Origin of the sequence: Streptomyces sp. NPDC007945, assembly GCF_042958885.1 — a bacterium.
In the GTDB taxonomy this organism is placed as follows: domain Bacteria; phylum Actinomycetota; class Actinomycetes; order Streptomycetales; family Streptomycetaceae; genus Streptomyces.
Map to the genome: position 1 here is coordinate 239,793 of NZ_JBIBJV010000005.1, position 22,847 is coordinate 262,639.

22 protein-coding genes are annotated in these 22,847 nt (G+C 75.3%); 15 read left to right on the forward strand and 7 right to left on the reverse strand.

The features are described 5' to 3' along the window. The first annotated feature begins 2 nt into the window (after positions 1-2). From ACFZCF_RS18140 to ACFZCF_RS18160, 5 genes are read left to right on the forward strand one after another with little or no spacing between them, the layout of a single operon-like run. Positions 3-1,301 carry a hypothetical protein gene (locus ACFZCF_RS18140; protein ID WP_391287237.1) on the forward strand — a complete coding sequence of 433 codons (1,299 nt, stop codon included), beginning with the start codon at positions 3-5 and terminating at the stop codon, positions 1,299-1,301. Then, positions 1,298-2,245, forward strand: a complete 948-nt coding sequence (locus ACFZCF_RS18145; RefSeq protein WP_391287238.1) for a glycosyltransferase — start codon at positions 1,298-1,300, stop codon at positions 2,243-2,245. The genes ACFZCF_RS18140 and ACFZCF_RS18145 overlap by 4 nt, the downstream gene beginning before the upstream one ends. Continuing rightward, positions 2,242-3,444: a polysaccharide pyruvyl transferase family protein gene (locus ACFZCF_RS18150; protein WP_391287239.1), complete on the forward strand. Its 1,203-nt coding sequence runs from the start codon at positions 2,242-2,244 to the stop codon at positions 3,442-3,444. The genes ACFZCF_RS18145 and ACFZCF_RS18150 overlap by 4 nt, the downstream gene beginning before the upstream one ends. Continuing rightward, positions 3,441-3,992, forward strand: a complete 552-nt coding sequence (locus tag ACFZCF_RS18155; protein WP_391287240.1) for a dTDP-4-dehydrorhamnose 3,5-epimerase family protein — start codon at positions 3,441-3,443, stop codon at positions 3,990-3,992. Before ACFZCF_RS18150 ends, ACFZCF_RS18155 begins: the two co-directional genes overlap by 4 nt. A gap of 8 nt (positions 3,993-4,000) precedes the next feature. Continuing rightward, positions 4,001-5,326, forward strand: coding sequence for a glutamate-1-semialdehyde 2,1-aminomutase (locus ACFZCF_RS18160; RefSeq protein ID WP_391287241.1), 1,326 nt, complete (start codon positions 4,001-4,003; stop codon positions 5,324-5,326). Positions 5,327-5,338: 12 nt separating this feature from the next. Here the strand turns inward: ACFZCF_RS18160 and ACFZCF_RS18165 are convergent, their stop codons facing one another. Then, positions 5,339-6,004 (reverse strand): phosphatase PAP2 family protein, encoded by a 666-nt coding sequence (locus ACFZCF_RS18165; protein ID WP_391287242.1) that lies wholly within the window; start codon positions 6,002-6,004, stop codon positions 5,339-5,341. A 232-nt stretch (positions 6,005-6,236) separates the two neighbouring features. On the opposite strand from ACFZCF_RS18165, the gene ACFZCF_RS18170 reads away from it, so the two are divergent. Further along, a complete protein-coding gene (locus ACFZCF_RS18170) occupies positions 6,237-6,539 on the forward strand; it encodes a hypothetical protein (RefSeq protein WP_388444152.1) in 303 nt (100 codons plus the stop codon). Between the two features lie 24 nt (positions 6,540-6,563). Here ACFZCF_RS18170 and ACFZCF_RS18175 read toward each other — a convergent pair whose 3' ends face one another. The 3 genes from ACFZCF_RS18175 to ACFZCF_RS18185 form a co-directional block, all read right to left on the reverse strand. After that, positions 6,564-7,805 carry an MFS transporter gene (locus ACFZCF_RS18175; protein ID WP_391287243.1) on the reverse strand — a complete coding sequence of 414 codons (1,242 nt, stop codon included), beginning with the start codon at positions 7,803-7,805 and terminating at the stop codon, positions 6,564-6,566. After that, positions 7,802-9,133 carry a GH1 family beta-glucosidase gene (locus ACFZCF_RS18180; RefSeq protein WP_391287244.1) on the reverse strand — a complete coding sequence of 444 codons (1,332 nt, stop codon included), beginning with the start codon at positions 9,131-9,133 and terminating at the stop codon, positions 7,802-7,804. The genes ACFZCF_RS18175 and ACFZCF_RS18180 overlap by 4 nt, the downstream gene beginning before the upstream one ends. A gap of 481 nt (positions 9,134-9,614) precedes the next feature. Beyond that, on the reverse strand, positions 9,615-10,181 hold the full coding sequence (locus ACFZCF_RS18185; protein WP_391287245.1) for a dihydrofolate reductase family protein: 567 nt from the start codon (positions 10,179-10,181) through the stop codon (positions 9,615-9,617). Between the two features lie 194 nt (positions 10,182-10,375). Between ACFZCF_RS18185 and ACFZCF_RS18190 the strand changes: the two genes are divergently transcribed. Then, complete coding sequence (locus tag ACFZCF_RS18190; RefSeq protein WP_391287246.1) at positions 10,376-10,705, forward strand: hypothetical protein; 330 nt, start codon at positions 10,376-10,378, stop codon at positions 10,703-10,705. Continuing rightward, positions 10,702-10,980, forward strand: coding sequence for a hypothetical protein (locus ACFZCF_RS18195; RefSeq protein WP_388444170.1), 279 nt, complete (start codon positions 10,702-10,704; stop codon positions 10,978-10,980). Before ACFZCF_RS18190 ends, ACFZCF_RS18195 begins: the two co-directional genes overlap by 4 nt. A 145-nt stretch (positions 10,981-11,125) precedes the next feature. Here ACFZCF_RS18195 and ACFZCF_RS18200 read toward each other — a convergent pair whose 3' ends face one another. The 3 genes from ACFZCF_RS18200 to ACFZCF_RS18210 form a co-directional block, all read right to left on the reverse strand. After that, positions 11,126-11,632 (reverse strand): DinB family protein, encoded by a 507-nt coding sequence (locus ACFZCF_RS18200; RefSeq protein WP_388444173.1) that lies wholly within the window; start codon positions 11,630-11,632, stop codon positions 11,126-11,128. Between the two features lie 376 nt (positions 11,633-12,008). Further along, positions 12,009-12,563: a GNAT family N-acetyltransferase gene (locus ACFZCF_RS18205; RefSeq protein WP_391287247.1), complete on the reverse strand. Its 555-nt coding sequence runs from the start codon at positions 12,561-12,563 to the stop codon at positions 12,009-12,011. Positions 12,564-12,667: 104 nt separating this feature from the next. Then, a complete protein-coding gene (locus tag ACFZCF_RS18210) occupies positions 12,668-13,489 on the reverse strand; it encodes an isocitrate lyase/phosphoenolpyruvate mutase family protein (RefSeq protein ID WP_391287248.1) in 822 nt (273 codons plus the stop codon). 131 nt (positions 13,490-13,620) lie between these two features. Here ACFZCF_RS18210 and ACFZCF_RS18215 point away from each other — a divergent pair, with 131 nt between their 5' ends. From ACFZCF_RS18215 to ACFZCF_RS18245, 7 genes are all read left to right on the forward strand, one after another. After that, positions 13,621-17,070: a hypothetical protein gene (locus tag ACFZCF_RS18215; protein ID WP_391287249.1), complete on the forward strand. Its 3,450-nt coding sequence runs from the start codon at positions 13,621-13,623 to the stop codon at positions 17,068-17,070. Between the two features lie 104 nt (positions 17,071-17,174). After that, on the forward strand, positions 17,175-18,608 hold the full coding sequence (locus tag ACFZCF_RS18220; protein WP_391287250.1) for a chondroitinase-B domain-containing protein: 1,434 nt from the start codon (positions 17,175-17,177) through the stop codon (positions 18,606-18,608). A gap of 68 nt (positions 18,609-18,676) precedes the next feature. Beyond that, complete coding sequence (locus tag ACFZCF_RS18225) at positions 18,677-18,907, forward strand: hypothetical protein (RefSeq protein WP_391287251.1); 231 nt, start codon at positions 18,677-18,679, stop codon at positions 18,905-18,907. A gap of 124 nt (positions 18,908-19,031) precedes the next feature. Next, complete coding sequence (locus ACFZCF_RS18230) at positions 19,032-19,565, forward strand: GNAT family N-acetyltransferase (RefSeq protein ID WP_391287252.1); 534 nt, start codon at positions 19,032-19,034, stop codon at positions 19,563-19,565. Between the two features lie 32 nt (positions 19,566-19,597). After that, positions 19,598-20,797, forward strand: a complete 1,200-nt coding sequence (locus tag ACFZCF_RS18235) for a hypothetical protein (RefSeq protein WP_391287253.1) — start codon at positions 19,598-19,600, stop codon at positions 20,795-20,797. Between the two features lie 130 nt (positions 20,798-20,927). Then, on the forward strand, positions 20,928-22,241 hold the full coding sequence (gene thrS, locus ACFZCF_RS18240) for a threonine--tRNA ligase (protein WP_391287254.1): 1,314 nt from the start codon (positions 20,928-20,930) through the stop codon (positions 22,239-22,241). Positions 22,242-22,286: 45 nt separating this feature from the next. Beyond that, positions 22,287-22,829, forward strand: coding sequence for a GNAT family N-acetyltransferase (locus tag ACFZCF_RS18245; RefSeq protein WP_388444200.1), 543 nt, complete (start codon positions 22,287-22,289; stop codon positions 22,827-22,829). Positions 22,830-22,847: the final 18 nt, after the last annotated feature.

Here is a 22,847-nt window from a genome sequence, read left to right on the forward strand (position 1 = left end):
CGGTGACCACCGAGGAGGGGAAGGCCGCGACGGCCGCCGCGGCGGGACGCTCCGGCCGGCGGGCGCTCGCCGGCCGGCTGTCCTGGGGCCTCGCCGACCAGGCGGCCTCCAGCATGACCAACTTCGCGGTGGGCATCTATGTGGCCCGCACGCTCGGCCTCGCCGCCTTCGGCGTGTTCAGCCTGGCGTGGGTGACGTACGGCGTGGTCCTGAACGTCTCCCGGGGCGTCGCCACCGATCCGCTGGTGGTGCGTTTCAGCGCGGTGCCGGTGGCCACCTGGCGGGCCGCGACGGCCCGTTCGTCGGGCGCCGCGCTCGCGGTCGGCGCCGCTGTCGGCGCGGTCTGCCTGGCGGCCGGGCTCGCCCTGGGCGGCGGGGTGGGCGCGGCGTTCGCGTGCCTGGGGGTCGTGCTGCCGGCGCTGCTGCTCCAGGACGCCTGGCGGTTCGCGTTCTTCGCCGCGGGCGACGGGCGCAAGGCCTTCGTCAACGACGTGGTGTGGGGCGTCGCGCTCGTGCCGGCCCTGATGGTGGCGGCCCGGGCGGGCGGCGTGCCCGCCTTCCTGCTGGCGTGGGGCGGGTCGGCCGCCGTGGCCGCGGCGTACGGCTGCGTCCAGGCGGGCGTGCGGCCCCGGCCGGGGGCGGTGCGCGGCTGGCTGCGCGAGCAGAGCGACCTCGGCGGCCGGTACCTCGTCGAGAACGTCAGCCTCAGCGGCGCGGGCCAGCTGCGGGCGTACGGGCTCGGCGCGCTCGCGGGGGCGGGCGCGGTGGGCGCGGTCCGGGGCGCCGAACTGCTCCTGGGGCCGTTCCTCGCCGTCCTGATGGGCCTGTCGCTGGTCACCGTCGCGGAGGCGGCGCGGGTCCTCGACCGGGCGCCGCACCGGCTGCGCGGGTTCTGCCTGCTGCTCGGCGGCGGGCAGGCCGCCGCCGCGCTGCTGTGGGGCGCGGCGCTGCTCCTGGTGCCGGACGGGGCGGGCGCGCTGGTGCTCGGAGACGTGTGGCACTCGGCCGCGCTGCTCGTCGTCCCGGCCACCCTCGGGGTCGCGGGCGCCGGTCTCGGCACCGGCGCCGCGGCCGGGCTGCGCGCGCTCGGCGCGGCCCGGCGCAGTCTGCGCGCCCAGCTCTTCGCCTCCTCCTGCTATGCCGCCGGCGGACTGGGCGGCGCGGCGGCGGGCGGCGCCGTCGGCTCGGCCTGGGGCATCGCCGCGGCGACCCTCGGCAGCTCGGCCGTGTGGTGGCTCCAGCTGCGGGCCGCCCTGCGTGAGCACGACCAGAAACCGATCCGTGAAGTGAGGACCTCATGACCGCCGTTCCCCGGCTCAGCATCGGCCTGCCCGTCCACAACGGCGAGGAGTACCTCGCCGAGTCCTTCGACGCCCTCCTCGGGCAGACGTACGGGGACTTCGAGCTGGTGGTCTCCGACAACGCGTCGACCGACGGGACCGAGGAGATCTGCCGCGACTACGCCGCGCGCGACCCGCGGATCCGCTACCTCCGGCTCGCCCGGAACATCGGGGCGGCACCGAACCACAACTACGTCTTCACCGAGTGCCGCGGCGAACTGTTCAAGTGGGCCTCGCACGACGACCTGTACGCCAGGGACCTGCTGCGGCGCTGCGTGGAGGCCCTGGACGAGCGGCCGGAGGTGGTCCTCGCCCACGCCGACCAGGCCGTCGTCGACGGCGACGGCCAGGTGAAGGTGCCGTACGCGTACGGGCTGGCCACCGCCTCCCCGCACGCCCCGGAACGCTTCCGCAGCATGCTGTTCGAGCCCGGCGGCGACGACTTCTACGGCGTGATCCGCGCCGACGTGCTGCGCCGGGTGCGACCGCACGACAGCTACCACCACGCGGACCGCACCTTCGTCGCCGAGATCGGCCTCAACGGTCCCTTCCACCAGGTGCCGGAGCTGCTGTACTTCCGCCGCGACCACCCCACCCGCGCCGAGCGGGCGAACCCCTCCAAGCGGGCCCGCTGCGTGAACCTGGACCCGCGCCGGGCGGGCCCGCTGCACCCGACGCCGCGGCTGCTCGCCGAGTACGTGTGGGGGTTCGTCGCGGCGATCCGGCGGGCGCCGCTCTCCTCCGCGGACCGGCGCGCCTGCTACCGGCACCTGGCGGACTGGGCGGCCAGCCGGGCCCGACCGGGCGCCGGCGAGCGGGTCGAGGACCGTGCCCCGGTCGACCCGGCCGAGCTGACCGTCTCCGTCGACGCGCTGGTCGCCGGCCGCGAGGGAAGGCGGCGGTGACGCCCGTGCGCGTCGGCGTGTTCGGACTGCTGGGCTCCGGGAACCTCGGCAACGACGGCTCGCTCGAAGCCGTCCTCCGGTACCTGCTCGCCGAGCATCCGACGGCGGTCGTCGACGCGCTGTGCGGCGGGCCGGAGGCCGTCACGGCCCGCTTCGGCGTCCCGGCGACCCGGCTGCACTGGTTCCGGGGCGAGTACCGCACCGCGTCGCGGGCGGGCGCGATCGCCGGGAAGGCCCTCGGCAAGCTCGTCGACGCCGTCCGCACCGCGGCCTGGGTGCGCCGGCACGACCTGGTCATCGTGCCGGGCATGGGCGTCCTGGAGGCCACCCTGCCGCTGCGGCCGTGGGGCTTCCCGTACTCGCTGTTCCTGCTCTGCGCGAGCGGCCGGCTGCTGCGCACCCCCGTCGCCCTGGTCGGGGTGGGCGCCGACGCGATCACCGAACGGCCGACCCGCGTCCTGGTCCGCTGGGCGGCGCGGCTGGCCGCGTACCGCTCCTACCGGGACGGGCTGTCCCGGGACGCGATGCGGGCGATGGGCGTGGACACCACGGGCGACGCGGTCCACCCCGACCTGGCGTTCGCGCTGCCCGCGCCGCCCCCGGGCGCGCCGCCGGGCCCGGTGTGCGTCGGCGTCATGGACTTCCACGGCGGCAACGACGACCGGGCCGCGGCCGGGGAGATCCACCGCCGCTACGTCCGGGAGACGACCCGCTTCGTCCGCGCCCTGGCGGAGGAGGGGCGCCGGGTGCGGCTGCTCACGGGCGACGCCTGCGACGCGGTCGTGGTGGCCGCGATCCTCGACGCGGTCGACTCGCCGCTGGTCACCGCCGCGGAGGCGGACTCGCTCGCGGACCTGATGGCGGAGACCGCGGCGGCCGAGGCGGTGGTCGCGACCCGCTACCACAACCTGGTGTGCGCGCTGCGGACCGGAACGCCGACGCTCGCGCTCGGCTACGCCGCGAAGAGCGACGCGCTGATGGAGGACATGGGCCTCGGGGCGTACCGGCACCCGGCGCGCGAGGTCGACGCCGACCGGCTCCTCGACCTGTTCCGGGAGCTGGAGAAGCACGCGGCGGACGTGCGCCGCACCCTCGCGGAACGGAACGGCGCCGTCGCGCGCCGGCTCGACGCCCACTTCGCCACTCTGACCTCGACCCTGTTCCCCGCTCCCGTCCCCACCTCCCGAGAGGCACGATGAAAGCGACCCACGTCCCGGAGATCGCCGGCGCCCACCTCTTCGAACCGACACCGCACACCGACGAACGCGGCTCCTTCTGCCGCACCTTCGACGCGGAGGTCGTCCGCTCGGCGGGGATCGACCCGGACGCCTTCGTCCAGGACAGCCTGTCCCGCTCGGTCCGGGGCGTGGTGCGCGGGATGCACCTGCGCGCGGGTGCCGGCGAGGCGAAGCTGGTGCGGTGCTCGTACGGCAGGATCTTCGACGTCGTCGTCGACCTGCGGCCGGACTCGCCGACGTACCTCGGCCGGCTCTGCGTCGAGCTGTCCGGCGAGACGCAGGCGACCTTGTACGTCCCCGCCGGCTGCGCGCACGGCTTCCAGGCGCTGACCGGCCCGGCGGACGTCTCGTACCGGATCGACCGGCCGCACGACCCCGCCGAGGACGTGACGATCGCCTTCGACGACCCGGAACTCGGCATCACCTGGCCGCTGCCGGTCACCTCGGTGTCCCGGCGCGACCGGGAGGCACCGGGACTCTCCGACGTCCTGAAGCGGCTGGGGAGGTGAGGCGGCCCATGGACACCGAGGAGTTCACGCTCCCCCGGTCGCGGGCGGCCAACGAGCGCCTGCACGCGCTGATCCCGGGCGGCGCGCACACCTACGCCAAGGGCGACGACCAGTACCCGGAGCACCTGGCGCCGGTCATCAGCCACGGGCACGGCGCCCACGTCTGGGACGTCGACGGCAACCGGTACGTCGAGTACGGCTCGGGCCTGCGGTCGGTCAGCCTCGGCCACGCGCACCCGCGCGTGCTGGAGGCGGTGCGGCGGGAGCTGGAACGCGGCGGCAGCTTCGTCCGGCCGTCCGTCGTGGAGATCGACGCGGCGGAACGCTTCCTGGCCACCGTGCCGACGGCGGACATGGTGAAGTTCGCGAAGAACGGCTCGGACGCCACCACGGCCGCCGTCCGCCTGGCCCGCGCCGCCACCGGCCGCGCCCGGGTCGCCGTCTGCGCCGACCACCCCTTCTTCTCGGTCGACGACTGGTTCATCGGCACCACTCCCATGGCGGCCGGCATCCCCACCGCGACCACGGACCTCACCGTGCGCTTCCCCTACGGCGACCTGCCCGCCACGGAGGAACTGCTCCGCCGGTACGAGGGCGAGGTCGCCTGTCTGATCCTGGAACCCGCCACCCAGACCGAGCCGCCGCCCGGCTACCTCGCCGGACTGCGCGCCCTGGCCGACCGGCACGGGTGCGTGCTGGTCTTCGACGAGATGATCACCGGTTTCCGCTGGTCCGAGGCGGGCGCCCAGGGCCTGTACGGCGTCGTCCCCGACCTCTCCACCTTCGGCAAGGCCCTCGGCAACGGCTTCGCCGTCTCGGCGCTGGCCGGCCGACGCGAGCTGATGGAGCGCGGCGGTCTGCGGCACTCCGGGGAGCGGGTCTTCCTGCTGTCCACCACGCACGGCGCGGAGACGCACGCGCTGGCCGCCGCGATGGCCGTGCAGCGCATCTACACGGAGGAGGGCGTCACCGCCCGGCTGCACGCCCTCGGCGACCGGCTCGCCGCCGGGGTGCGCGAGGTCGCGGCGGCCATGGGCGTCGCGGACCACGTCGTCGTACGGGGCCGGCCCAGCAACCTGGTCTTCGCCACGCTCGACGGGGACGGACGACCGTCCCAGGAGTACCGGACCCTGTTCCTGCGCCGGCTCCTGGCGGGCGGCGTGCTCGCCCCGTCCTTCGTGGTGAGCAGCGCCCTCGACGACGCCGACGTCGACCACACCGTCGACGTGGTGGCGCAGGCGTGCGCGGTGTACCGGAAGGCCCTGGACGCGGGCGATCCGACGCCCTGGCTGGCGGGGCGGCCGGTGAGACCGGTCTTCCGCCGCCTGGCGTGACCGGACGCCGCGTCAATTCTCGTCCTGGGCACGGGAGTCGGCGGCTCGGTCGACCGCCCACGCGACCGCCGGGACGACCGCGAAGGCGGTGCACCAGCCGCCGAGGACGTCCGTCGGGTAGTGGGCGTCCAGCACGACCTGGGCCCAGCCCATGACGGCGCCGCCGACCGTCCCGGCGGCGAGGACGAGCGACAGGCCGGCCGTGCGGCCGAGGCCGAGCCTGCCGCTCACCACCAGCGCCAGGACCAGGGCGAACGCGGTGAGGAAGGCGGTGTGCCCGCTCGGGAAGGCGAGGTGTCCGCCGTGGATGGTCCGCCCCACGACGGGCTTCAGGAGGGTCGTCGCGGCCACGGCCGTCCCGACGCCGCCGACGAGGAGCACGGCCGCGCGGGGCCACCGCACCCATAGGCACCCGAGCACCCCGACCGCGACGAGGCCCACCGCCCCCGCGGGCTCGCCCAGGAAGTCGGCGCCCTCGGCCAGGTCCCGCCACGCCGCCCCGGACTCCCCGGCCAGAGCCCGGACCCTGACGTCGCCCCCGCCGGGCCCGTCGGCGCCCCCGTACCGGGCCCCGAGCGCGACCACCGCGAGGGCCGCGAGCCCCGCGATCGCCCCCAGCCACCCGCGCAACGGCCCGGGCAGCACCGCCCGCCCCGGCTCCCTCTCCGTCCGTCCCACCCGGCCCCCTCCCCGTCCCCCGTCCCGGCCACCCTAGCCACGGCGCGTCCGCCGGGGGCGGGATCCGGGCGGCGGCTCCCGCCCGGCTTCCCGCGTGCGGCCCCTCCGGCTGGGATCCGCTCGGCCTGGAGAGTGAAACCACCCCCTGGAAATGGATCTTGGGGGGTGCGGTCCGGTAGCTGTGGTGCGAGCCCGCGCCGATGCGGGACCTTCACCGTGCCGAGGATGTCTCATGCGTACCCGAGCCGTTCTGCTCTCCCTGCTCGCCGCGAGTGCGGTACTCGGCCTGGCGGGCTCCGCCCAGGCCGCAGCCTCCGGCGACGTCGTCGTCTTCTCCACGGAGGTCCAGCCTCTCGACGTCTACCGGGACCCGTCCGGCTGCCGGCAACTGTCCACGGCCGCGCACGTGCTGACCAACCGGACGGACGGACCGGTGCGGATCTACGGCAACCCGTTCTGCCTCGGCCCCTCCGTGGTCGTGCAGCCCGGCCACGGCACCCATGTGCCGGGCGGCGCGGGGTCGTTCTCCGCCTGACGCGCCGGTCGGCGACGCGGCGCCTCAGTCCACCCCCCTGATCCGACGGACCAGCACCGCGCCGAGCAGGCCGACGGCCGCCGCCACCGCGTAGAGGGTGCGGTAGCCGCCGAGGTGGTTGACGAGCGGGGCGGCGAGGGCCGGGGCGGCGACCTGGGGCAGGGAGTTGGCGATGTTGATGACGCCGAGGTCCTTGCCGCGGTCGGCGGCCTTCGGAAGGACGTCGGTCATGAGGGCGAAGTCGACGGAGGTGAAGATCCCGAAGCCGACGCCGAGGAGGGCCGCGGCGACGAGGGCGCCGGGCCAGGTCTGCCAGCCGGCGAGCAGGCCGGTCGCCGCCGCCGTCAGGATCCCGGACCACAGGACGAACGGTTTGCGCCGGCCCACGCGGTCCGACCAGATGCCTCCGACGACGACGGTCGCGAGGAGGGTCGCGCCGTTGACCGCCGTCAGGACGAGGACGCCGGTCTCCGGGTCCGGGTGGTGGAGCCGGTCGCGCAGGTAGTAGAAGAGGTAGAGGAGGACGAGCGCGTTGCCCAGGTTGACCAGGAAGCGGGTCAGCCAGGCCCACGCGAGGTCGGGGTGGGCGCGGGGGCTCAGCCGGAACCCGGCGAGGAAGCTCCGCCAGGACCAGGCGGGCCGGTCGGCCGGGGCGAGGCGCAGGTCCGGGTGGCGCAGAACGTACGGGGCGACGCCGAGGAGGGTGAACAGCGCGCAGGCCGCGTACCCGGCGCCCACTCCCCCGGCCGCCGCCGCGAGCCCGGTACCGGCGACGACGCCCAGGAGCTGCGCGGCGCCGAGCCAGCCGCCCACCGCGCCCCGCTGGGCGCGCGGCACCCGGTCGGGCACGGCGGCGGTGACGGCGGCGAAGGCCGCGTTCAGCGTCAGCTGCACCAGGCACCATCCGACGAACAGCGTCCAGACGGCGTCCGCCGCGCCCAGGAGCAGCAGGGCCGGCACGCCGCCGGCCGTCCCCGCCACGATCCAGGGGGTGCGTCGCCCGTACCGCGACACGGTCCGGTCCGACAGCGCACCGAAGAGCGGGTTCGCGGCGAGCGACACCACCGCTCCGGCGCCGGCCACCCAGGCGAGCAGCGACTCCTTGGAGAGCCCGGTGCCGGGCGCGAACCTTTCGGCCTGCTGGGCCAGGAGGATCTGCAGCGGCCCGTACCAACCGACCCAGATCGCGCCGTTGGCCAGCGACAGCGCGGCCGTCCACCCGCGTCCGACCCGCTCGGTGGGCTCCTCCAGCGCGGGCGCCGTCATCCCCGCTGTGCTCTCAGGGCGTCCCGCAGCCAGGCGTAGGAGGCCTTCGGGGTGCGCGTCCCGGTGGCGTAGTCGACGTGGACGAGGCCGAACCGCTTCGTGTAGCCCTCGGCCCACTCGAAGTTGTCCATGAGCGACCAGTGGAAGTAGCCGCGGACGTCGACGCCCGCCTCGACGGCCCGGTGCAGGGCTCGCAGGTGCCCGTCGAGGTAGGCGATGCGGTCCTGGTCGTCGAGGCCGTCGTAGGCGCAGCCGTTCTCGGTGATCATCAGGGGCGGCAGGCGGTCGCCGTACCGGGCGCGGAAGGAGAGGAGGAGTTCGGTGAAGGCGTCGGGGACCACCGGCCAGCCGAAGTCGGTGACCGGGTACCCCTCGATCTCGCGGACGGAGAAGGGCAGTCCGGCGGGGAGGGTGAGTCCGGAGAACTCGACGTCCGCCGCGGTGGGGGCGCCCGCCTTCGTCGGCTGGTAGAAGTTGATGCCGTACCAGTCGAGCGTGGACTCGGAGATCGTCTTCAGGTCGGCGTCCACGTCTCCGCCCGGCATGAGGTCGCCGAAGCCGTCGGGGTAGCGGCCGAGCAGCAGCGGGTCGGCGAAGAGCCGGTTGAGGAGGAGGTCGTAGAGGTCGGCGGCCTCGGTGTCGGCCGGGCTGTCGGAGGCGGGCCAGGTCGGTCCGTGGGAGTTGGCGATCCCGATGTCCGTGGCACCGGCGGCGCGCAGCGCGCCGGCGGCGAGGCCGTGGCCGAGGAGCTGGTGGTGGGCCACGGGGAGGGCGTCGAACAGCAGGGCCTTGCCGGGCGCGTGGGCGCCGAGCGCATGGCCGAGGAGGGTGTGCTCGGCGGGTTCGTTGAGGGTGATCCACGTCCGGACGCGGTCGCCGAGCCGTGCGGCGACGGTCGCCGTGTAGGCGGCGAAGCGGTGGGCGGTGTCCCGCTCCAGCCAGCCGCCCGCTTCCTCGACCTCCAGCGGCAGGTCCCAGTGGAAGAGGGTGGGCACCGGCCGCACGCCCTGCGCGCACAGTGCGTCGACGAGCCGGTCGTAGAAGTCGAGCCCGCCGGGGGCGAGGACGCGCGGCCAGGAGACGGAGAAGCGGTACGCGTCCACGCCCAGGTCGCGGACGAGGCCGACGTCCTCGCGGTAGCGGGCCACGTGGTCGCAGGCGACGTCCGCGCTGGAGCCGTCCCTGATCCTGCCGGGTTCGGCGCTGAAGGCGTCCCAGACCGAGGGGCGGCGTCCGGCGACGTCGCCCTCGATCTGGTGGGCGGAGGTGGAGACACCCCAGAGGAAACCGGGCGGGAACGTCGGGAGCGGGTCCGCGGTAGCTGCCATGGCCGCGATCCTCGATACCGGCCGGTAGGAAGTCAACCCCCAGGTCACAGACGTGAATTGTCTCCGGAATTCCTCATGTTGCGGGCCGCGGAATCCTCGTCTCCCGGCCGCCGCGCACGCTCAGGAGCGGGTGGCGGTGGCACAGCCGTCGCCCGCCGTGCCGGTCCCGCCATTCAGGTCGACGGGTTGGGAGCGGTCGTAGGGGGCGATCCGCCGGGAGTTCCTCGCTCGCCCCGTGGTCGACGGGTCGGGACGCATGATCGCACGGGCGAGCGACAACGGGTCGGTCCGTCCGGACGGGCCGTCAGGCCGTCCCGGTCGGGGGCGGCACGTCGAGGACGTGGGCGAGGGCGGCGCCAGCGGCGCGGTCATGGCGGGAACCCGGAGGTGTCGGTCTCGGCCCTCCGGCCGCGGGGCGAACCCCTCCAGGACGGCCCGCGTCAGGTGCGCCGCCCGCTCCGATCCCCTCGGCGCGCGTCCGTCAACGCGCCACGCGGTAGCGGAGGTAGACGACCTGGGAGGAGCGGAAGGTGCGCGATTCGGCGAGTTCGAGCTTCACCCGGCGTCGGTCCCTGGCGAAGAAGGGGGTGCCGCCGCCGAGCAGCACCGGCGAGACCCTGATGCGGTACTCGTCGATCAGGTCCGCCTCGGCGGCCGCGGCGGCGAGGTCCGCGCCGCCGAGGGCGATGTCGCCCTCCCCCGGCTCCGCCCGCAGCCGTTCGATCTCCTCCGCCAGACTGCCGGCGGCGAGCCGGGCACGGCCCCGCACCTCGGTCAGGGTGCGGGAGAAGACCACCTTGGGCAGCGGGTTCCACACCTCGACCCACTCGCGCGTCGGGGGGTCGAGCGTCGGGTCCTGCTCCATGCCCTCCCAGTACAGCATCGTCTCGTACAGCCGTCGGCCCAGGAGATGGACGCCGACCTTCCGTGTCTCCTCGATGACGAAGCGGAAGACCTCCTCGTCCGGGTCGCCCCAGTCGATGTCGCCGTCCGCGTCCACGATGTAGCCGTCGAGCGAGACGCCCATCGAATAGGTCACACTGCGCATCAGAAGGCCCCCTCGGTCACGGGTTCGACAGCCGCTCCACGCACGGCGGCGCCATTCTCGCAGCCCGCACCCCGCCGACCGCGCTCGCGACGCGCCCGCGTGCGCTCCCTCGACGGACGGCCGCTGCTCTACCGTGGACGACGCGAGTCGACGCCCCGTCAGAAGGAGGCGTCCGTACGGAAGGAGAGTCCCCGATGGGCGCCCTGTCCCGTGGCGGCGGACCCGGTGGGGCCGAGGTGTCCCCCGAGGCGGCCGCCGAGCCTGCTCTGCCCCGTACCGCCAACGCGATCGCGGCGGCGCTCGCGCCGGGGCGCAAGGGGCCGTTCCTGGAGGAGTTGCTCGCCGCCGAGGCCGGGGAGGCGCAGCTGGCGGTGATGGAGCGGTGGCACCTGCGGGCCGTCGCCGACACGCGGCGCAGCGACGCGGACCGCGCGCAGGCGGGTGCGCTGCGGGTCGGCGAGGAGGACGGGATGCGGGTCCGGCCCCTGGAGGACGTCCTGGCCTCGCTGAACGGAGCCTGGTGAACCACGGTCTGAGCGAGCAGGCGGCCGCCGTCCTCGCCGCCATGTCCGCCGAGGCCCCCGAGACGTTCACCGCGACCGTACGGACCCTGACCGGCATCACCGCCGCGCACGAGCGGGGCACCGTGCCGCCCGGGGCCAGTCCCATCGACCAGTGGGGCGACGTCTTCGACCTGGACGTCCCCGGGCGCCCCGTACTCGTCGAGTGGTTCGCCGGCGACCCCGGGTCGGTGACGTTCACCCGCATCACCTGGCTGGAGGACTCCCGGCGGGAGTGACCCGCCGGTCCGTCGTACCGACCCTGACCGAGCCCTTCCGGCGCGGCACGGACCGCGTCCGTGCCGACGGCCACGCCGGCGTCGGGCCGTGCCCCGCGCTCGGGCGGAGCGTCGTCCGCGCCCCGTGCGGCGCCCTGGTTTCCGGTCAGGAGCCGGTGGAGCCGTCGAGCATCTCCCGCAGGATGTCCAGGTGGCCGTTGTGACGGGCCGTCTCCTCGACGAGGTGGTGCAGGATCCAGCGCAGGTCGACGTGCAGGCCGCCGCGGACGGGCCGCGCGGCCTTGGTGTCCAGGCCGTGCGCGGCGACCAGTTCGCGGTGGCGGGCGGAGTGCGCGGCGTACTCGTCGAGCAGCTGCCGGAGCGGGAGGTCGACAGCTATGCGCATTTCGCGGTCGGGGTCCTCCTCCGTCCAGGGGCCCTCGTCCTCCTCACCGAGGAAGACCACCCGGAACCAGTAGTACTCCACCCAGCGCAGGTGGTTGATCAGTCCGCTGACGGTCATGAGCGGCGAGTGCGGAAGGAGGGACGCGCGGGCGTGCTCCTCGGAGAGTCCCTCGCACTTGGCGACGGCGGTGTCCCGCGCGTAGTCGAGGAAGGTGGTGAGCTGGGTGCGCTCGTCCCACGCGGCGGGTGTGTCGGAGGTTCTGGTCATCGCGCGAGTCTTTCCGACCCGCACGGCCGCTGTCGACGCGTTTTCGCCGGACCCGTGGCGGGGCGGGAGGGTCGAAGGGGTGGGCGGGGAGGGTGAGGCGGACGTCGGCGGCGCCGTCAACCGTCCAGCCGGAGCCAGCCGCGAGGGTCGGGCACCGACCGGTGCATGACGGCGCGTACGTCGTGCGCACAGTCGTCGTGCGCCCCGTCGTCGTGGCGCCGCGGGCCGGTCGCCACGAATGGGTACGTGTCGTCGAGCAGCCGCAGCGCGGCGGCGTTCCCCGCGGAACGCCGGCACCCCGGCTCGCCCGGCAGCGGGCCCGCGCGGTGCACGGGGTCGTCCGCCGCGCTGGAAGGACGGACCGTCGCCCCGGGGTTCAGGGGGCCCCGGGGGTCCGGGAGAGGCCCCAGGTCTGGAGGGCGAAGGGGCGGCCCTTCTCCTCGCCCTCGATCAGGGGGACGTCGAGGAGGGTGAAGCCCGTCTTGGTGGCCACGGCGACGCTGGCCGCGTTCTCGGCCTCCAGTTCCAGGACCACCCGCTCCAGGTCGAGCTGCTCGAAGGCGTACCCGGCCATGACCCGTACCGCGCGGCCCGCGAGGCCCTGGCCGCGGTGGGCGGGGCCGACGGCGTAGCCGAGTTCCGCGCCGTCCGGGAGGCGCCGGAGCATCACCTCGCCGAGCGGCGCGCCGCCGTCGACGGTGATGGCGAGGAGGATGGTCGTGCCCTCCGCCCGCAGCCTCCGGGCCGTCTCCACGCGCGCGGCGGCGGCCTGGGCGTCGAAGGGCGAGACGATCGGCGTCCAGTACGCGACCTCGGGGTCTTCGAACAGGTCCGGCATCGCGGACACGTCCGCCTCGGTCCAGTCGCGCAGGACGAGCCCTTCTCCCGCCAGCTCGATCCGAGCGGGGAACGGGGAGACGGCGCTGCTCATACGGGGTTCCTTCCTGGCCACGGGGACAAGGCAGCATAACGGGCCGATCGTCGGATCCTCCGATCATCGACGCCCCGCGGAGCCGCCCGAAGGGGCATCCGCGGTCATTCGGACGCGGCGAACAGCCCGTTGACCTCCGAGTAGTCCAGGGCCCGCCGCAGCGAGGGCGCGTACGTGCCCTCGCCGTACAGCTCCCGCGCCGCCTGCCGGACCACCGCGTAGGCGGACTGGGCGAGGGCCGGACCGAGGCTGACGCGGGCCACGCCCAGGGCGCCCAGCTCCGGCACCGAGGGCGCGCCCGGGCCCGCCATGACGTTGAGGGGGACGGTCAGGGCGTCGGCGAGGGACCGGATGAGGCCGGGGTCGGTGACGCCGGGGACGAAGACGCCGTCCGCGCCGGCGTCGACGTACGCGCGGGCCCGCGCCAGCGTGTCCCGCAGCCGGCTCTCCGGGTCGCCCAGGCCCAGCAGGTAGGTGTCGACCCGGGCGTTGACGAAGAGGTCGGCGCCCGCCCGGCTCGCGGCGGCGCGGACGGCCTCCAGTCGCGCGGCGAGGACCCCCGGCGGGCGGGCACCGTCCTCGATGTTGACGCCCGCGGCACCGGCCTCCAGGACACGGGCGGCGGTGTCCGCGACCTCCTCGGGGCTCCGGCCGTGCCCTCCCTCGATGTCGGCGCTCACCGGGACGGCGACCGCCGCCGCGATCCGGCCGATGGCCTCCAGCGCGAGGTCCCGGGACACCCGGTCCCCGTCGGGGGCGCCCAGCGACCAGGCGACACCGGCGCTGGTCGTGGCGATCGCGGGAGCGCCCGCGGCCTCGACGATCCGGGCGCTGGCCGCGTCCCAGGCGTTGGCGAGCGCGAGCGGACGGGCGGGGGTGTGGAGGGAGCGGAAGAGCGCGGATCCGTGCGATGCGTTGCTGGTCATGGGCTGAGCCAAGCAGTGGGGGGCCGCCGCCGTCCGGCAGGAATCCGACATGGACGTGCCCCGGCCGTGGCCGCCCTCGCGCGGCGATATTCGATGGGCCCGGGGCGAAGCCGTCGGGCACAATGCCCGCGATGATCTCCACCGCCGGCGAACTGCTCGCCGCTCTCGAAGCCCTGCCCCACGCCGCCCGGCTCAGGTTCACCGCCGTCACCGCGCACCGGCTCGCCGCCCGGGACGAACTGCGCCCGCTCCTCGCCCGGTTGGACGCGCTCGGCGCGTACGAACGGCGGCTGGGCGCGCTCGCGGCGCTCGCCGCCGGGGACACCGCGTACCTGCTCGCCCGGCTCGGGGACCTCGACCCCGTGGTCCGCCGGTACGCGCTCCGCTGCGCCCACCGCCTGCCCGTCGCCGCGGCGGACCGCTCCTTCGACCTGGCCGTCGAGGCCGCCTACACCGACGCCCCGGCCGTGGTCCGCGCCGATCTCGCCCGGCTGCTGCGCGACGGGCGGCGGTCCGCGCTCGCCGAGCGGCTCGTACGGCGGGCACGCGTCGAGTACGGCGACCGGGACGCCGCCCTGCTGCTGGCGGGCTGCACCAAGGAATTCACCGCCCGGCTGCTGCCCGAGGTCGCGGGCGTCCTCGCGTACGAGGACTGGAGCATCCTGGCCCGACGGCATGCGGCGGCGGTGCTCGACCACGCCGAGCGCGAACTCGCGCCGCTGACCCGGTGGGCGCGCAACGCCTGGTGGAAGCGGTTCGCGACCGGGCTCGCCACGGCGCTGGCCGCCGCGCCGGAGCGCGTACTGGGCCTGCTGGAGGCGTACGGCCCCGACGACCTCCCCGGGCCGGTGCACGACCGGCTGGCCGATCTCGTCGCGGTGGACCCCGAACGCGTCGCGCGGTGGTTCGCCGACCCGGAGCGGATGGCGGGGCGATGGGAGCGGACGCCCGGGCCCGCGGTCATGCGGCGGCTGGTGGCCGCCGACCCTCCGTCGCTGCCCGCGCTGGGGGCGCACTGGTTCCACCGGAACGCCTTCCGCACACTGCTGCGGGCGGTGCCTCCGGCGCGCCGGGGCGCGTTCCTGGACGCCGTCGTGGCCGCGGCCCCTCCGCGCCGGAACGTCCGGGCGCACCCGGGCTTGCTCGAGCTGCTGCCCGCGGCCGAGCGGCACGCACGGGCGCGGGCCGCCGTCGACGCGGCCGAGGCCGAGGGCGGTCCGGCGGGGGACGCCCAGGACCTGCTCGTCCTGCTCCCCCCGGACGAGGCCCGTCCGCGGCTCCTCGCCGGTCTCGCCACCGGGGACGCCGAAGACCGGTGCACGGCCTGGTCCCGGCTGATCCTCAACGCCGGCCTGAGCCGTGACCCGGAGGAGATCGCCGCGGTCCTCGCCCGGGCCGCCGGGCGCCTCGCCCACGAGCGCGACCCGGTCCGCCAGGACGTCCTCGACTCCTTCACCCTCGTCCCGGCCCCGCTGCTGCTCGCCGCGGTCACGGACGACGTGCGGGGCGCCGAGTCCCTGGAGCGGCTGTGCCTGGACGCCCTGAGCGCCCGTGACTGCTCCGACCGGACCCGCGACACGGTCCGCGGGGTGGCCGTGACGCTGCTCTCCGACGCGACGTCCGCCGTACCGACGGCGACCCTGGCCGGGCGCCTCCTGGAGGCCCTGACCGCACACACCGGCACGGTCGAACTCGGTTCCCTCCCACGGTCGTCGGGGCGAGCAGGGATACGCGTCGTGGTCGGCGCGCTCGGCCCGTGGCTGGACCGTAGCGCCGCCCGCGGCGACGTCGCGCCGCTGCTCGCCCTGGCCGCGTCCTGCGGGCGTCGCGGGTACGGTGTCCCCGGGCTGCGGGACCGCCTGGAAAAGGCGCTGACCGTCTGTCCTGACGCGCGTTTCGGCGATGTCGCCGCCGCCTGGCTCGCCGATCCCGCCACCCGCGGCGACCGCGTCGCCGCACTCCTGGACCGGGAGCCCTCGGCGGTCTTCCTGCCGGAGGTGCTCACCGTCCTGGCCGCCGAGCGCACGGACCTCCTGGACGCGGCCCTTGCGGAGTCCCCGCGCCCCGGGGGCCGGTTCCCGGCGGCGGGGGCGGGACGGGCGCTGCCGCCGTTCCGGTACGCCGACCGGTGGCTGCCCCGGCAGCAGGAGGCCGCGGCCCGGCTGGCGGCGGCCGCCGTCGCGGATTCCGGCCGGGGCGTCGACGAACGGGCCGCGCTGCTCCGCGCGGTCGCGCCGGTTCCCGTCCACGGCCGGGCCCTGCTCCGGCGGTACGCCCCGCCACCGGACGGCGGGGCGACCGAGGCCCCCGCCGGGCGCGTCGAGCCCGCGCTCGCGGCGGCCGCCCTGGACGCCGCCGCGCACACCGACGCACCGGAGTCGGCCCTGCGCACGCTGCTCGACCACGCGGGCGACGACGGGGCCGCCGCGGCGTGGTCGGCCGCCGGCCGCGCCGCCCGCCACGCCCGGCCCTCGCGGGTCGCGGACCTCCTCCAGGCCGTCCTGACCCGCGAGACGGGGGTGAAGGTCACCGTCCGGAAGGCCGCCGCGCGGCTCGCCGTCCGTCACCTTCCCCCGGCGGCCGCCACCGCGCTGCTGTCCCGGGTGGCCCGGACTCCGGGCGTCCATCCGGATGTGCACGCCACCGTCGTCGGCCTCGCGACCGCCCTGCTGCCCGCCGAGGAGATGTGGGCGCTGCTGGAGGCGGCGGTGGCCGAGGGGCCGGAGCCGGCGCGGCTCGCCGTCCTGGGCGTGCGTCCGGGTGAGTTGGCGGGTGCGCACCGGAGGCGGTTCGGCGCGCTGGTCGCCCCGCTGGCGTTCGCCGCCGACGAGGAGACGGCGGGCCGGGCCCTGTCCGGCCTGGCCGACTGGGCGCGTCACGCGCCGGAGGCGGGCGACGCGCTCGTGGCGGTCTACACGGACGTCACGAGGCCGGGCGCGCTCTGGTCGGTGAGCTCAGGGCTCAACGAGCTGTCCCGGTCCGGGCTTCCGCACCCCGTCGGCGGCGTGGCGCCGGGCAGCCTGCTGTGCGAGGCGGTGGACCGCCTGCTGGCGCGCGTCGCGGCGGGCGAGCCGGAGGGCGGCGGCCGGAACGGCGATCTGCCGGCGCTCCGCAGGCTGCGGTCCCTCCTGTCGTCGCCGCGTCAGGAACCCCGGGACTGCGCTGTCCTGGCCCGCCGGCTGGCGGACGAGCCGCTGGCCGCGACCACCCGTGTCGGACTCCTCGTCCGGGCGGTCGACATGGCCTCGACGGAGGGCGAACTCGCGGCCGCCGTGGACGCGTTGGCGGACGCCGGCGCGGGCCGTCCGGTGCTGGCGGCCGGTGCCGCCGAGGACCTCGACGAGGCCCATCGGTACCGCCCGCGCCTCGCCGACCCCGCCGCCGTCCTCGCCGTCGTACGGACGCTCGGCGACGGCGGCGACCTCGTGCGCGGTCTTCTCGCCGCCGCCCTCGCGACGGCCCTCGGATCCCGGCAGGGCTGGCCGGAGCCGTGCCGGGCCGCCGTGATCGCCCTGCGCCGCCACCCGGAGCCGGACGTCCGCGAGCTGGCGTACGCGGCGGACCTGAGCGAGGGCCCCTGAGCGGCCGGGAAACCCGGGGCCGCGCGGGCGCGTTAGTGAGGCGTCAGCGGGACGGCAGGGGTCGCCGGGAGAGTGGAGGGGACCACTTCCAGGAGGCTTGCATCATGCGACGACGTACGTTTCTCAAGGGCAGTCTGATGGGCTCGGCCGCCGCTCTGGCCGTTCCCGTCGTCGGGGCCGCGCAGGGGACGGCCTCGGCGGCCGAGACCGTCAACGTCAGCAGTATCGCGGCGCTGCAGAGCGCGATCGACGCCGCCGCGCCCGGCGACCGGATCGTCCTCGCGGACGGTTCGTACACCGTGCCCTCGTCCGGCATCCGGATCACGGGCAAGCAGGGGACGACGGCCGCGCCGATCACGATCGTGTCGGCCGGCCGCGGCGGCGCCGTGCTCAACGGGCCGGTCGGCTTCGTGCTCTCGGCGTCCGCCAACATCACGATCAGCGGGTTCGCGTTCCGGCAGACGAGCACGTTCGCCATCCCCGCCGACTGTTCCCGGATCCGGCTGACGCGCAACGACTTCAAGCTCGCCGACAGCGCCGGGCTCGACTGGCTGACGGTGCGCGGCGACGACGCCAAGATCGACCGGAACTACTTCCACCACCGTAGTTCCCAGGGCATCTTCCTCGTCGTCGACGGCCCCGGCACGACCGCCATGGCCCAGCGGACCCACATCTTCCGCAACTACTTCGCCGACCACTCCTACACCGGGTCCAACGGCGGCGAGGCGATCCGCCTCGGTGTCAGCCACCGCGCGCTCTCCACGGCCGACGCCCTGGTCGAGTACAACCTCTTCGAGCGCTGCGACGGCGACCCCGAGGCGATCTCGGTCAAGTCCTCCGGGAACACCATCCGCTACAACACCCTGCGGAGCAGCAAGGGCGGCATCGTGCTGCGGCACGGCAACGCCACCACCGTGGCCGGCAACCACGTCCTCGGCGGCGCGAACGGCATCCGCCTGTACGGCAACGACCACCTCGTCGTGAACAACCACGTCTCGGGCACCACCTCCCGCGGCATCGTCATCGGCAGCGGCACCACCCGCGACCACCACGAGGGCGAGACGACCGAGGAGCGGCGCGGCAACGACGCCTGCGACCGGGCGGTCATCGCGCACAACACGCTCGTCGGCAACGCGACGACGATCTCCGGCGAGAGCCGGACGTACGAGCCGCGCGACGTCGTCGTCGCCGACAACGTCCTCGTCGCCTCGGCCGGCAGCCTGGTCGACCTCGACAGCGCCCCCGGCTTCGTCTGGCAGGGCAACATCCTGTGGGGCTCGGCCGCCGACGGCACGATCCCGTCCGCCGGCTTCCGCCGCGTCGACCCCCTGCTCCGGAAGGACGCCGACGGGGTGCACCGCCTCACCGCGGGCAGCCCGGCCGTCGACGCCGCCACCCTCACCTCCCTGGCCCTGACCGAGGACGCGGACGGCCACACGCGGGGCGCCGCCCGCGACGTCGGTGCCGACGAGTACTCGACCCTCGCCCCGGTCCGCCGCCCGCTGACGACCGCCGACGTCGGCCCGAACGCCAGCTGACGCCCCGCGCCGGGCGCCGCCCCCCGGGGGGCGCCCGGCGGCGGTCGGCGTCCGTCCAGGGTCCCGGCATGCGAGTGCGAAGCGAGGGGCTCACCCGGGAGGACGGCCCGTGGGCCGGTCTGGCCCTTGACGTACGGGACGACCGCCCCCGGCCGGGACTGTGCGTGTACAGCGGTCCGGGGCGCCGGCTGATGCTCGCCCAGGGGTCGCGGCCGGTGCTGCTCGCCGTCGTCGTCGGCCCTCGACTCGCGCGCTCGTTGAGGGACCTGCGGTTCGACAAGCAGCCGACCTGGGCCTGACCGCTCCCGGACGCGCTCGGGGACGTGGCGGAATGACCGGATCCGTGACGCGAGCGGTCCTGAACCGCCTTGTGCCGTCCGTTACTTGACGCCTTCGCGGCGCCGCTGCGCTAGCCTGCCCGTCATGACCGAACTCGGTGCTGACTCCTGGCCACCCGCGCCCCTGCGGACCGGACGGCTCGTGCTGCGCGAGGCGGCGGCCCAGGACCGGCCGGCCTTCGTCGAACTGTTTTCGTCACCCGAGGTGGGGACGTACGTGGGGGGCGCCCGGCCGCGTGAGGAGCTGGAAGCCGCGATGCCCGAGGTGCCGGGCCGGCGTCCCGGCGCCTTCGTCGTCGAGCGCGACGGCGCGATGATCGGCGTGGTGACGCTGGATCCCGGGAAGGACGGGCGGACCGACCTCGGCTATCTGTTCCTGCCCCGGGCGTGGGGGCACGGGTACGCCGCGGAGGCGTGCGGGGCGGCGCTCGACTGGTTCGCGGCCACACGGCCCGGCGAGCCCGTGTCGCTCGTCACGCGGACCGCCAACGACCGGGCGATGCGGCTCGCCGCGAGGCTGGGCTTCAGGGAGGTCGAGCGGTACGAGGAGTACGGCGCCGAGCAGTGGCGGGGCGTACGGGACGCCGGCGGCTCGACGCCCGGCACCGCCGCGGACTGATCGCCGCCGCCGTACAACCCTATGGCCGAGCTGTGAGTCTCCTTTGCCGACCGCAGTCGATCACCTGTGATCGAACTCTTGAGGAGCTCACCATCAGCGCCATACGCAAGACCCTCACCGCCACCGCCGTCGTCGGCGCCGTCCTGGCGGGTTCGGCCGCCTGCGGGACGGTCGAGCAGCTGTCCGCCGGGAAGAAGCTGGACCGGGCCTTCGAGAAGCTCGGCAAGGAGAAGTCGCTCTCCTTCGAGCTGGACCTGGACGCCGACGCCGCGACCCTCGTGGAGCTGGACGCCGGTTCCGACCCCGAGCCCGGCGAGGAGCTCCCGGAGGAGGCCGCGGACCTGCTCAGCGGGGCGAAGCTCAGCGTCACGGTGGAGTCGAAGAAGCCGCTCGACGAGTCCGGCGAGGAGGACTTCGTCGGCATGGCGATGAAGGTCAGCGTCCCGGACGGCGACCTGGTCGAGTACCGGCTCGTCGGCGACCACGCCTACTTCCGGGCCGACGTCGAGGCGCTCGGCGAGGCCATGGGCAGCCCCCTGCCGTCGACCGACGAACTGCCGCCGGAGGCGGGCGCCTTCAAGAAGGTCCTGGAGGGCGACTGGATCAAGGTCGACTACAAGGCGCTGGAGAAGGCCGGCGAGGAGATGGGCCGGGCGCCGGGCGAGGAGGCACCCGAGCCGGCGCCCGAGGCCACGCTCGACGCCAAGACCCAGAAGAAGCTGATGGAGGCGCTGCGCCAGGTCGTCTCCCGTGACGTCGAGTTCACGACGGCCGGCGGTGCGGACGGTACGGAGCGCATCTCGGCGATGGCGCCGTTCCGCACCCTGATCACGGACCTCGTCGACGAGATCCGCCCGTTCTCCAAGGAGCTGCCGCCGGGCGTGGAGCTGCCCTCGGCCGCCGAGCTGAAGGACGTCCCCGCCGACAAGGTGACCGCCGACTTCACGCTCAAGAACGGCGAGCTGACCGAGGTGTACATCGACCTCGCCAAGCTCACCGAGAGCGCGAAGGGGGAGAAGGTGGGTCTCAGCCTCAAGCTGAGCGCCGGTACCAAGCCGACGGCCCCGGCCGGTGCCACGGAGCTGAAGCCGGAGGAGCTGATGGGCGCCTTCGGCGCCGCGATGATGCCCGAGGAGGGCGAGTTCCCGGAGGGCGAGTTCCCCGAGGGCGGGTTCGAAGAGGGTGAGTTCGCCGAGGGCGAGGGCGAGTTCTCGTACACCCCCGCCGCGTAGCCGCGCCGCCCGCCCGCGGGTGAGCCGCCGCGTACCGCGCCCCTCCACGAAATAGGGGTGCGGGCGGTCCCCGCCCCCGCTACCGTCTCCCGCATGAAGCAGTCCGCCGCTGAGACGACGACGCCGGAGAGTGTCCCGGCGCGCTGACCGTTGTCTCAGTCCGAAGCCCCGGGGCGAGTGCCCCGGGGCTTCGTGCCGTGGTCGCTCGCCCGTTCACCGCGAGGAGACCGCCATGCACGACCACCGCCGACTGGGCCGCGAGCTCGGCCTGTTCGACACCGACCCACTGATCGGCGCCGGCCTGCCGTACTGGCTGCCCGACGGCGCCGCCGTACGCCACGCCCTGGAGGAGTACATCCGTGACGCCGAACGGCGGGCGGGGTACCAGCACGTGTACTCGCCCGTCCTCGGCAAGCGCGAGCTGTACGAGATCTCGGGGCACTGGTCGCACTACAGCGACGACATGTTCCCGCCCATGCGGCTCGGCGGGGAGGAGGTGGTGCTGCGGCCGAGCCTCTGCCCGCACCACGCGCTCATCTTCCGCTCCCGGTCGCGCAGTCACCGGGAGCTGCCCCTGCGGATGGCCGAACTGGGCGGCATGTACCGCTCCGAGCCGTCGGGGGTCCTGGGCGGCCTGACCCGGGTGCGGGCCATCCAGCTCAACGACGCGCACGTCTTCTGCGCCCTGGAACAGGTCGCCGAGGAGGCGCGGGCGGCACTGGAGATGATCCGGAGGGCGTACGAGGCGATGGGCATCGTCCCGAGCCGGTACCGGCTCTCGCTGCCCGGCGCCGGAGGCAAGTACGTGGACGCGCCCGACCTGTGGCGCCGGTCCACCGCGCTGCTGACCGAGGCCCTGGACGCCTCCGGGCTCGCGTACGAGGCGGCGGAGGGCGAGGCGGCGTTCTACGGGCCGAAGATCGACGTGCAGGTCGTCGACGGGGCCGGCCGGGAGTCGACCCTCTCGACCGTCCAGGTCGACTTCCACCAGCCCGAACGGTTCGGCCTGCGCTACGTCGGCGCGGACGGGGCCCGGCACCGCCCGGTGATGGTCCACCGCAGCGTCGTGGGCAGCGTGGAACGGGCCGTCGCCCACCTCGTCGAGCACCACGGCGGCGCCTTCCCGGCCTGGCTGGCCCCCACCCAGCTGGTGGTCCTCCCGCTCTCCGCCGCCCAACTGCCCGCCGCCCGCGCCCTGGCCGGACGCGGCACCGACGCGGGCCTCCGCGCGAAGGTCGCCGCCCCCGACGAGGGCACCCTCGGCGCCCGGATCCGCGCCGCCCGCCTGGTCCCGTACCTGGCCGTCGTCGGCCCCCGGGAGGCCGACGACGGCCAGGTCTCGCTCCGCCTGCGCGACGGTCGGCGGCTGCCCCCGCAGCCGGTCGACGCCGCCCTCGCCCGGATCGGTGGGCTCGTCGCCGCCCACCGCACCGACCTCTGGTGATCAAATCCGTTGCCGACCCCGGAACCGGAAGGATAGGAAGCTCCCATGCTGAAGGGACACAAGATCGGGCTGCGCGCCCGGCACAAGGAGGACGGCCCGATCCTGCGGACGGAGCTGTACGACGACGTCGTCGGCACGGTGCGGGCCGAAGGCCGGCCGTGGCGGCCGCTCGCCCCGGATTCGCAGGATCCGCGGCTCGTCGGGGACGACACCCGGGACGACGCGGTCGCGTTCTCGATGGTGGAGCTGGAGAGCGGCGCCCTCGTCGGCACCGCGTCCTTCTGGGGAGTCGACCACCACAACCGCTCCGCGCACCTCGGCCTCGGCCTGCTCCCGGCCGCGCGCGGCAAGGGGTACGGCACGGACGGCGTCGCGACCCTGTGCCGTTACGGCTTCCTCGTGCGGGGCGTGCGCCGGCTCCAGATCGAGACGCTCGCGGACAACCACGCGATGCTCCGCTCCGCCGAGCGCAACGGCTTCGTCCGCGAGGGCGTGCTGCGCTCGTCGGCGTGGGTCATGGGCGAGTTCCTCGACGAGGTGGTGCTCGGTCTCCTCGCCCACGAGTGGAAGGCGGACGGGACGGCGTAGGTCGCAGGGGGCGAGGGG